This window comes from Amycolatopsis aidingensis, assembly GCF_018885265.1.
GTDB classification, from domain to species: domain Bacteria; phylum Actinomycetota; class Actinomycetes; order Mycobacteriales; family Pseudonocardiaceae; genus Amycolatopsis; species Amycolatopsis aidingensis.
Genome location: NZ_CP076538.1, coordinates 1,204,949 through 1,218,056, shown reverse-complemented (window position 1 = coordinate 1,218,056; position 13,108 = coordinate 1,204,949). Strand labels below are relative to the sequence as shown.

Here is a 13,108-nt window from a genome sequence, read left to right as displayed (position 1 = left end):
GCTCATACTCGTAGTTTGGACTCGATCTCGGCCGCGGCGTCAGCCCCGTATGCCTTCGCCACCCGGTTGGAGAACTCGGACCGATCCAGCGGGTACTCCTGCGGGCCGACCGTCTCCAGCACGATGCCGGCGAGCACGCATCCCGCCTGGGCGGCGCGCTCCATGGTCATCTTGCGGCTCAGGCCCCACAGGAAGCCCGCGCGGAAGGCGTCCCCGACGCCGGTCGGCTCCACCGCCTCGACCTCGGGCACCACGTCCACCACGACCGGGTCGTGGCTCTTGCCCTCGATGCGCACGCCCTTCGGCCCGTACGTGGTCACCCAGCTGCCGACGCGCTCCAGCACCTGGTCCGTGGACCAGCCGGTGTGCTTGAGCAGCAGGGATGCCTCGTACTCGTTGGTGAACAGGTAGGAAGCGCCCTCCACCAGGTTGCGGACGTCCTCGCCGGGCATGATCGCCAGCTGCTGCGAGATGTCCGCGGCGAAGGTGATGCCGCGCTGCCTGCACTCCTCGGTGTGCCGCAGCATGGCCTCCGGGTCGTCCGGGGCGATGAGCACGAGATCGAGGTCACCGACGCGGTCGGTGACGGTCTTCAGCTCGATCTGCCTCGCCTCGCTCATCGCACCCGCGTAGAAGGACGCGATCTGGTTCTGCGTCGAGTCCGTCGTGCACAGGAACCTGGCGGTGTGCTTGTCCGCCGAGACGTGCACGGACTTGGTGTCCACACCGTGCCGGTCCAGCCACGACCGGTAGTCGTCGAAGTCCTTGCCGACGGCGCCTACCAGCACCGGCGAAAGGCCGAGACGGCCCAGCGCGAACGCGATGTTCGCGGCCACCCCGCCCCGACGAATGTCCAGTTGCTCGACCAGGAACGACAACGAGACGTTCTCCAGCTGGTCGGCAACGAACTGGTCGCTGAACCGGCCGGAGAACGACATCAGATGGTCGGTCGCGATCGAGCCGGTCACCGCGATGCGCATTCGGGCACCCTCCTTGTGTTGGGTCGAACCGAGAACGAGTTCACCAGGTAAAACGTGCCCGTTACGAGGTCGCGATGTCCTTCAGTGCGGCGGCCTTGTCGGTGCGCTCCCACGGCAGGTCCAGGTCGCCCCGGCCGAAGTGGCCGTAGGAGGCGGTCTGGGCGTAGATCGGGCGCAGCAGGTCCAGGTCGCGGATGATGGCGGCGGGACGCAGGTCGAACACCTCGTCCAGGGCCTTCTGGATCTTCTCCGGCGCCACCTTCTCGGTGCCGAAGGTCTCCACGAACAGCCCGACCGGTGCGGCCTTGCCGATCGCGTAGGCGACCTGGATCTCGACGCGCTCGGCCAGCCCGGCGGCGACCACGTTCTTGGCCACCCAGCGGGTCGCGTAGGCGGCGGAACGGTCCACCTTCGAGGGGTCCTTGCCGGAGAAGGCGCCACCGCCGTGCCGGGCCATGCCGCCGTAGGTGTCCACGATGATCTTGCGGCCGGTGAGGCCCGCGTCACCCATCGGCCCGCCGACCACGAACCGGCCGGTCGGGTTGATCAGGATCTTCGGCTCCTTGGCGTCGAGGCCGAGGGACTCCAGCTCCGGCGCGATGACCTTCTCCCGCAGGTCGACGGCCAGCATGGAGTCGAGGTCGATGCCGTCGGCGTGCTGGCTGGAGATGACCACGGTGTCCAGCCGGACCGGCTCCTCGCCGTTGTACTCGATCGTCACCTGCGTCTTGCCGTCCGGGCGCAGGTAGGGGACCGTGCCGTTCTTGCGGACCTCGGTCAGCCTGCGGGAAAGCCGGTGGGCGAGCGCGATCGGCAGCGGCATCAGCTCCGGCGTGTCGGTGGAGGCGTAGCCGAACATCAGGCCCTGGTCGCCTGCGCCCTGCTTGTCCAGGTCGTCAAGGGCGTTCTCCAGCCTGCTTTCGTAGGCGGTGTCCACACCCTGTGCGATGTCCGGGGACTGGGCGTCGATCGCCACGTTGACCCCGCAGGAGGCGCCGTCGAAGCCCTTGGCGGAGGAGTCGTAGCCGATCTCCAGCACCCGGTCCCGGACCAGCGCCGGGACGTCCACATAGGCATCGGTGGTGACCTCACCCGCGATGTGCACCTGGCCCGTGGTGATCAGCGTCTCGACCGCGACCCGGCTACGCGGGTCGGAGGCCAGCATCGCGTCCAGGATGGTGTCGCTGATCGCGTCGGCCATCTTGTCCGGGTGGCCCTCGGTGACCGACTCGCTGGTGAACAGCCTGCGATTAGTACTCAATGTCTCTACCCTTTGTCTCTAGAAAGCGACGGAACCGATCAATACCACGAATCAGGCACGCACGTAGAAGATTCCCCAGGCGAGGTTTCCTGCCTGACCACCGTCGACCCAGTGCTGCAAGCCCAGCTTCATCCGTGTGATGTATTCGACACTCACATTGTCGGCGATTTCCGCCTCCCGTCGTTCCGTTTCCTGCAGGACACGACCGTAGTGGGTCGACAACTGCTGGGTGTGGTCCTCGAACTCGATCGAGTCGACGCCCAGCCGGTTCAGTTCGCGCCGGTAGAACGCGGGCGACCCCATGGATTCTAGGTGCAGCCGATCGAGGATCGGTCGAAGCGCGGACTTGTCGGCGCCGTCCGCGGCCATCGGGTCGGTGAAGACGATCTCACCCCGGGGCTTGAGCACCCGCACGATCTCCTGCAGCACCCGCACCCGGTCGCCGCTGTGCAGCATCGCGTCCTGGGACCAGATCACCGTGAACTGGTTGTCCTCGAACGGGAGGTCCTCGAACGAGCCGTCCACCACGTCGATCAGGTGGCTCAGGCCCTGCTGCTCGTTCATCTGCCGGTTACGGGTGTTCTCCACCTCACTGAGGTTGAGGCAGGCCACCCTGCAGCCGTAGGTCTTCGCGAGATACCTGGCGGCGCCGCCGTAGCCCGCGCCGACGTCCAGCACGTAACTGTCCTTGGACAACTGCAACTTGCTCGCCATCCGCTCCACGGTGCGGACACTCGCCGGCGCGATGTCCTCATCCGGGGTGTTGTACAACCCGACGTGGATATCCTCGCCGCCCCAGATGGTGAAGTAAAAGTTGTCCGCATCCTGGGAGTTGTAGTAGTCCCGCGCGACGTTGACGGCCGTGGAGTAGTTCAGCCGGTCGTCGGTGGTCTTGATGTAGTTCTTCTCCGCGACGTGGACGAGGAAGTCCGGCTCGTCCGCGGCGAAGGTGTCCTGGAAGTCACCGTAGGTCTCCACCCGCTGGAAACCCACCTCGCGCAGCAGCCTGCGGGTGTAGTCCTTGCGCAGCGGGTACATGTTCAGGTGGTACTGCGACTTGTCCGGGAAGCTGTAGCGGAAACGCGCGAGCCCCTCGTCCACGTACTCCGGCTCGGCGCTCACCGAGTCACCGCAGTAGTAGTAGGTGTGCTTGCTGGAGAATCCGTTGTCCAGGATCGCGTCGTAGTTGCGCTGGTCCAGGATCAGGATGCCGTCGTGCTTGAGCACGGCGTAGAACTCCGCCAGTGCCTTGCGCCGGTCCCGCTCGGAGAACAGGTGGGTGAACGAGTTGCCGAGGCAGATCACCGCGTCGAACTCACCGTGCACGTCCCGGTTGAGCCACCGCCAGTCGGCGTGCACGACCCGCAGGACGTGACCACCGTAGTTCTGCCCGTTCTCGAAGGCCTTCACCAGCATCTCCGGGCTGCCGTCGACGCTGACCGTGTCGAAGCCTTCCTCGATCAACCGTACCGAGTGGAACCCCGTGCCCGTCGCGACGTCCAGAACGGACTTCACACCACGGGACTTGAGCAGATCGACGAAGAAGCGACCTTCACTTTCGTAGCGCTTCTTCCAGTCGATGAGATCGTCCCACTTGTCAACGAACCCTTTAACGTACTCGTCGGTGTAGTGGTCCGTGTCTCGAACGAGTAACGGATCTGCACCAAATTCTTGTTCCGGGTGAGCCTGGATGTCCCCATTGACTCCATTGACGCCGGTACCGGGCTTTTCAGCCATCACCACGTCCGTTCCGCTGGGCGTCGTTTCGTTCATTACGTTTCCCTCCAGGGGTCGGCCGGATACACAAAGACCGGTACACCGCGCACCGCCATGTGGTCAGAGCAACATGATCCACCGAAATCCGTCCAGGAATGCGCGTAGCGTCGCGACCCGGATCCGGTGAATCGCAGCACAGCCGCGCCTGGCGCGCGCTCAACCGCCGAGTCGTCGAACTCGCCTCTTCACCCCGACCGGGGCAGCCTTGCGGCAGGTCGACGCTGACCGACCGCAAAACCGCCTGCACTCAACCTATGGAGGAAAGCTCCAGATAGCAATGGGTCGATGGCGTGACGTGCGGTTTCACCCGTTGTATAGCCGGAGCCGCCACCATCCGCACCCGTGGGCGCACCGCGCACACGGGTGTCACGGCAACCGGGAAGTTGTATACGGCGAGGTAGTCGCGCTGCGACCGGCACACCGGGCCGCCGCCCGGCGCCCGAATCGCACACTACCGCACGCACGAGGCGGCCGTCACCCGTTTGGCCCAGCGATCGGTACTCAATGTTGCCCTGGGTCGATATTTGGCCCGTTTCTTAGCCCGCGCGCTTGACGGCATCACTCCACCCGAGTTCACAGAGTGTTCAACGCGGACACCTGCAGTCGTTCCGTCTTGACGACGGCTCGCAACCGCCAACCGGTGGTATGTGAGATCCACGTGAGAGACTGGCGGCATGGAGACGAGCTACGGACGCTTCGTCTTGCTGCGGCCGGCCAGCCAGAGCGCCTGGTCGGCTCCGGTCCGGCTGGTGCAGGTGGTGCGCAGGCGGCGCAGGCTCATCCCCTCCCCCGGCCTCTACCTGCTGGCCGCCGCGGTCGGGTCGGCGCTGGGTTTCGGCATGCAACTGCTGTTCGACTGGCCCTGGTGGCTGTTCGCCGCGGGTTTTGTAGCCGCGGTGGCTGTGTTCTTTCTCTCCACCGCGTTCTGGGGTCCGGACCGGACCGGGGTGCCGCTTGCCGAGGAGTGGCTGTGGGTGCTCAGCCCCCGGCGCGCGCACGAGCGGCAGCGCCACCTGACCCTGGAACGTTTCAGGAGTGCGCCGTTCGCGCTGTACGGGCTGCCGCCGCAGTGGCCGGGTGACCGGTATATCGCGGGCTGGGCCAGCGCCGGTTCCGCGCTCGGGCTCGGCCTCGGACACGGGCGGCTCGGCGCCGAGGACGGTCCGCGGTTGCGGGTGGAGGTCCGGCACAAGCACCTGTCCGGCGCGGCCAAGGACGAACTCGCCGAGGAGCTGTGGCTGGAGGGCCTGGACAACGTGGACAGTCTGGGCGGCGGGGAGGCTCCGGCGTGGTCCACGGTCACCATCCCGGTCGACGGCAGGCCGGTCACCTTCGAATGGCTGGCAGGTGGGCGGCACTGGGCCGCGCTGGCCGAAGTGGACGGCCACCTGCTGCTCCTACAGGCGCGCGACTTCCCGGTCGAGTCGGTGGAGCTGGAACGCGTCACCGATCTCGAGCACTACCCCCTGCCCTGAGCCCAATCAGCGGAGCTGGTAGGCGGACAACCGGCGCGGCAGCCGTGCGGGCAGTTTGGCGCCATTCCGCCCAAGGCCGCTCATGCTGACGAGCGGTACAGCTCGGCGAGCCCGCGGAGCACCGCGTCGAGGCCGCCATGGAACTCCTCCAGCGGGCTGACCCGCCGAGCCTCACCCGCGGTGTCACTGAGGTGCGGATACTCCCCTGGCGGCAGCTCGGCCATCGCGGCCGTGCCCGGCCCCGCGAGCGAGCCGAACCGCTCGGACTGCAGCGCTCCCAACAGGAAGTTCATGATCGTGCGCTGCGCGAGCACCCGCCCGCTGCCGGTGAAACCGGCCTCCGTGAGCACACCGAGCATGGCTTCGATCCAGCGCAACGAGGAGGGCACGGTATGCCGGTGCGCCACCAGCAACGGCACCGTGGCGGGGTGCGCGGCCGCGGCCGCGTACAGGCGGCTCACCAGCACGCTGACGCGTTCCAGCCAGGAGCCGTGCGGGACCGCGAGGGGGAGCTCGCCCAGCACGGCCTCGACCATCAGCCGCTCGAGATGGCCGCGATCGGTGACATAACGGTACAGAGCCATCGTGCTGAACCCGAGCTCCCGTGCCACGGTGCGCATGGACAGCGCGTCGAGACCGTCCCGGTCGGCAACGGCCAGTGCGGCGGTGGCGATTTCGGTGTGCGTGACCGAGCGAGGGCGGGGCATGACGCGGCTGGCACCTACCGGGCGGCGAGCCGCAGCAGTTCGTCCACCGGCCACTGGTCGTACACGTGGGCACCGTACTTGTGAGCGAGCACGCTGCCGTCATCCGCGATCAGGAAATCGGCAGGCAGCCCGAACCGCCCGCCATGCGGGACGGCAGCGGGTGCGCGTTCCCGGCCGCGGAGGATGGCCCAGCCGCTGCGCAGCACGGCCGCCGCGATCGCGGGCCATGCCGTCGGGTTCAGCAGCGACCGGGGCGCCGACTCCACGCCGAACTCCCGGTAGAGCCGCTTGTCCGGGTCGGCGACCACGGCGAACGGCAGGTCGGCCACATGCGCACGCAGCTCATCGGCAGGGGAATGGAACACCACGACCTCGCGCACCCCCGCGGCCTCGATCTCGGCATACCGCTGGACCACCGACCGCAGATGCAGACTGCACACCGGGCAGCCCGCGAACCGGCGGAACTGCAGGTGAACCAGGTAACCCGGGGCCGGAACCGGCACCGGGGCACCCGACACGCTGGTCAGCTCCCGTCGGGCGACCACGGTTCCGACCCGCTCGTGCGCAACCATCCCGGCCCTCCCGCATAAGTGTACGCCGTACACCTACGAACATAGCGATGTCTCACGTCATGTCAAGCAATCGGCGCTAGGTTGGCCACATGCAGACGAAGAGGGGACGCCCGGTCGCAGGCATCCTGGTGCTGGTGCTGGCGGGAATGTCGATAGCGGTACCGCAGGCCGCGGCCGGTACCACCACCGAAACCTACGGCCAGTACTCGCGCATGTTCGAGCGCAGCGCGGGTCAGTTCTGGGCGGACGGGCAAGCCGCGGGTCAATGGGCGTGGGATCCACGCTCGGCAGGCGAGTCGCGGATCAGCTGGGGCGACCCGAAGAACTGGCCGCCGTCGTACCACGAGAAGTTCGTGCGCTCCGGTGACTGGGTGCTGCTGGATGGCTGGTACAGCAACGGCACGTACTACTCGCTGAACGTGACCTCGGAACGGGTCGGCGACGCCGACTGCCACAACCTGCGCGAGCTACCGGATGCCGATGGCAGGCAACACTATACACAGTGGACGATTCAGGACCGGGCATACTGTCTCAAGGCGCACGGCACGATCACCGAACAGTCGACCGGCAAGCAGATCGACTTCGGACACACCCAGATCTGGTACCCGCCTGCAGAGTGTTCGAACCCGTACTACGGTCGGCAACGATGCGTCAAGCAGTGGGAGTCGTGGTGGGACAACAACGGCTCGCCCGGAGAGCCGATCAAACGCAGGCTCGAGCGGGAGCAGCTCATCGCCAGCGGGATCGGGATGGCGTTCACCATCCAGCAGTGGCACCCGAAACACTGGCGCGCCGACCTCCGTTCACACTGGACATGGTGACGTCACCCCGGACCGACCCACGGCAACCAGATCAGACGATGATTCCGGTCAGTTCGGGGGCGATCTCCGGTTGCTGCGCCCGCCGTACCGTCTCCGGCACCTGCGAGGCAGGCGGCAGCGCCAGTACCGCCCTGGCGATCGCGTCGGAGTCGCCGAGGGTCACCGAGTCGACCCCGGGACGGATGCCCGCGGCGGTCACCCAGTGCACCGACTCGGTGGGCACGCCATAGGCGAACCGGCGCGGATGTGCCTGGCCACGCCCGTCGATCACCCGGTACGGCCGCTCGGTGACCGCCAGCCCACCGGTCTCGTAGCTGGTGTCGTGCGTGCCCTGGATGCGGTACGGGGCCGCCTGATCGGTGCTGAGCAGATGCTCCAGCAGCGGGTCCCCGGCACGCCGCAGATCCGGCTCGGGTAGCCGCGCCTCGATCAGCACCCGCGCCCGCACCGGCGGCCCTGGGACCACGGTGGAGGCCGCCACGAACGCCGAGTCGGCGACATCGAGGCAGATCACCGTTCCTGGACCGGTCACCGTCAGCACCCCGGCCCTGATCAGCGCGATCATCTCCTCGATCCGGGAGGCCGGCGGGCCGATGGAAAGGAAGGCGTTCAGCGGGGTGTACCAGCCCTCCAGGTCGTCACGGTGCGAGTTGCCCTCCAGGCCGCCATGGTCCACCGCGAGCCTGATCTCGTTGCGCAGATCGCGCAGCACGTCCAGGGCGGCCTTCAGCGGACCGTCCACATTACCCTGCCGGGCCGCGGCGACATCCTCGGCGAGATGGTCCACCAGCCAGTCCTGGAAGTCCTCGCGGGAGGCGAACGTCCGGTTCCGGCAGGGCTGCGCGATCCGCTCCCAGTCCCAGCGCCGGTCCGGCCCGATGCCGTAGCGCTCCAGCGCCGAGTCCGCGCCGCCGAGGTAGGCCGCGAGGAAGTCCTCCCGGTCGGGCTCAGCCAGCAACGCCGCGTAGTAGACGCTCTCCACCTCGCGGGCGATCAACGGCCACAGGTCCTCGGCGAAGCGCACCGGGGCGGACCGGGAACGCAGCCGCGCGATGCGTTCCGGCGTCAGCAACCTCGGCAAGTACCTGCCGTAGGCGCCCTTCTGGTTCTCCCCGCGCGCGTGGTACGGCACGCCGCGCCGGGAACTGGCGTACAGCACGGGTTCCCGCCCGGAGGCGCGGTACACCAGCCCTTCGCCTTCGCGCTCGAACCGGCCACCCCTTCCGGTGGTGAACAACGCCATATGGTCGAAGAAGTTCAGCCCGAGCCCGCGCAGCAGCACGTTCTCCCCCGGCCGGATCCCGTCCAGATCCAGGTCGGCCGGATTCGCAGGCGCGAGGTAGGTCAGGTGATGGATGCGGGCGAGGCTGGCCGTACGCGCCTCCCGTGCCGAGGGTTTGGCCGGAACGTGGCCGAGCGCCAGCACCACCGCGTCCAGCCCGTGCAACCTGGTGCCGTCGGCCAGCCTCACGCCCTGCGGCCCACCGGGTACCCCGTGCGTGTCCGCGAGCGCCACCGCCCGCGACCGGTGCACCCGCACCTGGACATGGGCCGGGGCCCTGCTCACCACCTGCTGGAAGGCATCGTGCAGGTACCGCCCGTAGAAGGCCCTTGTCGGGTAGCTGTCCGGGCCCAGTACGCGCGCCTCGGCCAGGGTCTCCTCCCCGTAGTCGCCCGGCCTGCCGAGCAACGCCAGCGACCGGGCCCATTCGTACAGGCTGGGGCCCGGCTCGATCGGCCCCTCGATGCGGGAGCTCGCGTCGGTGTAGACGGTGATCTGCGCGGCCACCGTGTTCATCAGCAGCTGGCGGGACTGGTCCCAGCGCCACACCGCGCCCGCGCCTGCCGCGGCCGGGTCCACCACGTGCACGATCACCTCGTCATGCGTGGCTGCGGTGCGTTCGTTGGCGCACAACCGCTCCAGTACGGAAAGTCCGCGCGGGCCCGCGCCGACGATGCCGACCTCGATGCGCTTGCCGGTCATGCTTTCTCCTTCGCGGTTTTACGCGTGGTCACCCTGACTGCCGCGGGTTGACACAAGGGGTGTCATGCCGCCACTTCCTTCCCCGGCTGGGCCACCTGGAAACCGTGCATCCAGGCCACCTGGTCCTGTAGTTCCCGCGGGGAGAGCTCGGAGAGCATCGCGTTGCGTGCCGTGGCGGCGGCACCGGCCGGATGCCACAACCGGGTGCTTTCCCTCGCGATGTGCTGGATCCGCGCGGTCCGCTCGCGGCGCAGCCGCGCGTAGGCTGTCAGCCGCCCCGGTATCGCCGAGTTCGTTCCGCCCTCCAGCAGGCAACCGAGGGTGACGGCGTCCTCCAGCGCCTGGCAGGCCCCCTGGGCCGCGTAGTGCAACATCGGGTGCGCCGCGTCGCCGAGCAGGGCCACCCTGCCGTCGGTCCACTGTGGAACAGGGTCGCGGTCCACCAGCATCCAGGTTTTCCAGTCCTCGCCGAGCTCCAGCAGTTCCCGCGCGGCGCGCAGGGTGGCGAACTCCCGCCGCGCCCGTTGCGTGTCCACCGGCACTCCCGCGAAGGCTTCGGTGCGGCCGTCGTCGCTGCTCGCCGCGAGGTTGAGGTACCGGCCGCCCGCGATCGGGTAGTGCACGAAATGGCAGCCGGGGCCCGCCCACCAGACCACGGAACGCGGGAAGCGCAGGTGCACCGGCACCCGTTCCATCGGGATCACCGCGCGGTACACGGTGATCCCGGAGACCCGCGGCTCGCCGTCGCCGACCAGCCGGCCACGGATCGCGGAGTGGATCCCGTCCGCCCCGATCACCGCCGTGCCGCTGATCCGCCTGCCATCCGCCAGGAGCACGGTGGCGGTCCGGTCGTCCTGCTCGTACCCGGTCACCGTGGCGCCCGCGACCAGCTCGACGGAATCGGCCGCAAGGCAGGCATCCAGCAACACCTGGTGGAGTTCCGCGCGGTGCACGACCACGTACGGGCTGCCGAAGCGGTCGCGGTAGTCCGCGGTGAGCCCGAGGCTGGTGACATGCTCACCGGTCACCCCGTCCATGAACCGCAGTTCGTCCATGTGCACCGCCGACCCGCGCACCCGTGCCCCGACCCCCAGCGCGTCCAGGGCGTGCAGGCCGTTGGGGGCCAGCTGGATGCCGGCGCCGATCTCGGCGAACTCCTCCGCGCGCTCCAGCACCACCGCGCGGTGCCCGCCCGCGGCGACGGCCAGCGCGGTCGCCAGCCCGCCGATCCCGCCACCGGCGATGACGATCACGGCCATCAGGCGGCCCTCCGGCCTTCCGTGGCGAGCAGCCGGGCCAGCTCCAGCCGCTTGATCTTGGTGGTGGCGGTCTGCGGCAGGTCCTCGATCCGCCACTGCACCGGTTCGGCCATCGGCGGGAGGCTCGCCGCGGCGGCCCGCCACTCCCGCGGGTCGAGCGGCCGGTTGTTCCGGGTGCACACCACCGGAACGGGCGCGCCGTCGGCGCTCGGCACGATGACGACCTCGGCAAGGTCGGGCAGCTTGCCGAACAGGGTGTCCTCGGCGGCCAGGGTCGAGCCGAAACCGTCGATCAGGTCGACCTCCCGGTCCAGCAGGTGCACGCAGCCCCATTTGGTGCGGAAGCCGACATCCCCCATCCGCCACCAGCCGCCAGCGGAGAGCTGCGCGTCGTAGCGTTGCTGCTCGCCGAGGTAGGTCACGATCCGGCCGTCGCTGCGGACCTCGATGTATCCGGGGTTGTCCGCGGAGGGCGGCCTGCCGTTGCGGCTCACCACCCGGACGCCGGTCATCCCGGGGAACGGGATGCCGACACAGCGGCCACCCGAGTCCGGGACCCGGCCGGGGGTGAACGCCTTCACCACGATCGGGCCGACCTCACTCTGCCCGTACAGCTGCCCGAACACCGGGGACCTGCGGCGGGTGGCGGCCAGCAGCTTGCGCACCGTCCGCGGGTGGATCGCGTCGAAGGTGGAGCTGAACAGCTTCACCCCGGCCAGCGGCTCCCGCGGATCGTCGGCCAGTTCCTCCCATTCCATGAAGGTGTTCGGATGGGCCTCCAGTACCCCGGGCCGCAGCCGGGCGAACAGGTCGGCGGCCCGCTTCGGGTCGGAGTCGGCAAGCACCACGATCGGGAACCCGCGCAGCAGCGAGATGGCGAGCGCGGTCATCAACCGGGAATGCACGAAGGAGACATGGATCGCCACGGTCTCCCGCCCGCGCAGCACCGGGGTGACCGCGGCCCGCTGCGGCCGGTAGCGCGCCTGCAGGGTACGGCTGGTGTGCACCGCGAGCTTCGGGATGCCCGTCGTGCCCGAGGTGTGCGTGACCAGTGTCGGGTGGTCCGGCGGCATGGTCACCGCGGGGATCCGCGGCACCCCGGCCAGGCCGGCCAGCTCGGTGGCACCAGCGTGGCTGCCGGAGGTCAGCAGCACCCGCTCCGCCCGCTCGAATACCGAACCCGGCAGTCCCGCCAGCTTCGCCCCGTCGGTGACCAGGAACGGCCGGTCGGTGCGGCGCACCAGTTCGGCGACGGTGTCCCCGTCCAGCTTGGGTGACAGCAGCACGGGCACGGCACCGATCCTGGCCGCCGCGCAGGCCAGCAGCGTGATATCGAAACCGTTGGACTTGTGTACCACCACCCGGTCGGCAGGCCGCACCCGCGCGGCCCACAGCCGGGCGGCGAGGTCGTCCACCAGATCGGCGACCTCCGCGATGGTGGCGCGGCGCCCGAGGCCGGGTGCGAGGTCCAGGTCGTGGTCCAGGATCAGCACGTTGGCCGGGTGCTTGGCGGCGGCGCGTTCGAACAGGGTTCCCAGCCGGATACCGCGGTTGCCAAGGCGTTGCAGAAACATGTGGCTAGCCCCTCTCCTCGGTGGGCCGGTTCTCCACGACCCGCTTGATCCGCTCCAGCGTGATCGCGAGATCACCGGCGAGCTTCTCGCTCCATTCGGCGAAGAAGGCCGACTTCTGTTCCTCGCTCATCTCCGCGGTGATGCCACGGATGCCCTCGGTCGGCGAGCCCATGCGGAACCGGTGGGTCAGCACGCTGCCACCATCGGCAGGCTCGATGTCGTAGGCCCAGATGCTGTCCTGCTTCGCGCCGGACCGGGTGCGCATGGACCACTGGAAGGTGCGCCCGGGTTCGGCCGCGACGACCTCGGACTCCGTGAACCAGGTGCCCCGCACCACCGGCGCCCACGCGACCACCTCCGTGCTGCGCAGGTTCTCACCGCGGAAGACCGCGCCCACCGTGCCCGGTTCGCCGGAGATCCAGGACCCGCCGACACATTCCGGGCTCCACTCGCCGCTGCGGGCGAGATCGCCGACGACGGCGTACACCTCGGCGGGCGAGGCGGCGATGTGCACCTCGGCGGAAAGCTGGAACAGTGGCGCATTCACAACGGATGTCTTCGCCATGGACTCATTCCTTTTCCGGTTACCAGATTCTTTGCCCACGGTACGGCTGGGGCCGCGGGAACTGCGACGGTTCGGCGATAAGAATGTCTTCTCGGAATGCGAATAACGCGCGGCTAAAGGTCGACTCGAGCGCG

Annotated in this window: 11 protein-coding genes; 2 read left to right on the top strand and 9 right to left on the bottom strand. The window is 68.7% G+C overall.

Annotated elements, in window-relative coordinates:
- Nucleotides 1–2 precede the first annotated feature (2 nt).
- The 3 genes from KOI47_RS05910 to KOI47_RS05900 all read right to left on the bottom strand — a co-directional run bounded on the left by KOI47_RS05910 (nt 3) and on the right by KOI47_RS05900 (nt 3,978).
- The gene (locus KOI47_RS05910; RefSeq protein WP_216214648.1) at nt 3–980 is read right to left on the bottom strand and encodes a carbohydrate kinase family protein; all 978 of its coding nucleotides are present in this window, start codon (nt 978–980) and stop codon (nt 3–5) included.
- 61 nt (nt 981–1,041) lie between these two features.
- Nucleotides 1,042–2,241, bottom strand: a complete 1,200-nt coding sequence (gene metK / locus KOI47_RS05905; protein ID WP_216214646.1) for a methionine adenosyltransferase — start codon at nt 2,239–2,241, stop codon at nt 1,042–1,044.
- A gap of 51 nt (nt 2,242–2,292) precedes the next feature.
- A complete protein-coding gene (locus tag KOI47_RS05900; RefSeq protein WP_216217124.1) occupies nt 2,293–3,978 on the bottom strand; it encodes a glycine/sarcosine N-methyltransferase in 1,686 nt (561 codons plus the stop codon).
- A gap of 713 nt (nt 3,979–4,691) precedes the next feature.
- Between KOI47_RS05900 and KOI47_RS05895 the strand changes: the two genes are divergently transcribed.
- Nucleotides 4,692–5,492 carry a hypothetical protein gene (locus tag KOI47_RS05895; RefSeq protein ID WP_216214644.1) on the top strand — a complete coding sequence of 267 codons (801 nt, stop codon included), beginning with the start codon at nt 4,692–4,694 and terminating at the stop codon, nt 5,490–5,492.
- Between the two features lie 80 nt (nt 5,493–5,572).
- On the opposite strand, the gene KOI47_RS05890 is transcribed toward KOI47_RS05895, so the two are convergent.
- A complete protein-coding gene (locus KOI47_RS05890) occupies nt 5,573–6,199 on the bottom strand; it encodes a TetR/AcrR family transcriptional regulator (RefSeq protein WP_216214642.1) in 627 nt (208 codons plus the stop codon).
- Between the two features lie 14 nt (nt 6,200–6,213).
- Nucleotides 6,214–6,771, bottom strand: coding sequence for a peroxiredoxin-like family protein (locus KOI47_RS05885; protein WP_216214641.1), 558 nt, complete (start codon nt 6,769–6,771; stop codon nt 6,214–6,216).
- 89 nt (nt 6,772–6,860) lie between these two features.
- Between KOI47_RS05885 and KOI47_RS05880 the strand changes: the two genes are divergently transcribed.
- Entirely contained in the window at nt 6,861–7,592 is a 732-nt protein-coding gene (locus KOI47_RS05880) for a hypothetical protein (RefSeq protein ID WP_216214639.1), read from the top strand.
- A gap of 31 nt (nt 7,593–7,623) precedes the next feature.
- Here KOI47_RS05880 and KOI47_RS05875 read toward each other — a convergent pair whose 3' ends face one another.
- From KOI47_RS05875 to KOI47_RS05860, 4 genes are all read right to left on the bottom strand, one after another.
- Complete coding sequence (locus KOI47_RS05875) at nt 7,624–9,576, bottom strand: FAD/NAD(P)-binding protein (RefSeq protein WP_216214637.1); 1,953 nt, start codon at nt 9,574–9,576, stop codon at nt 7,624–7,626.
- Nucleotides 9,577–9,638: 62 nt separating this feature from the next.
- On the bottom strand, nt 9,639–10,835 hold the full coding sequence (locus KOI47_RS05870) for an FAD-dependent monooxygenase (RefSeq protein WP_216214635.1): 1,197 nt from the start codon (nt 10,833–10,835) through the stop codon (nt 9,639–9,641).
- On the bottom strand, nt 10,835–12,409 hold the full coding sequence (locus KOI47_RS05865; RefSeq protein WP_216214633.1) for a class I adenylate-forming enzyme family protein: 1,575 nt from the start codon (nt 12,407–12,409) through the stop codon (nt 10,835–10,837). The genes KOI47_RS05870 and KOI47_RS05865 overlap by 1 nt, the downstream gene beginning before the upstream one ends.
- A 4-nt stretch (nt 12,410–12,413) precedes the next feature.
- On the bottom strand, nt 12,414–12,974 hold the full coding sequence (locus KOI47_RS05860; RefSeq protein WP_216214631.1) for an SRPBCC family protein: 561 nt from the start codon (nt 12,972–12,974) through the stop codon (nt 12,414–12,416).
- Nucleotides 12,975–13,108 lie beyond the last annotated feature (134 nt).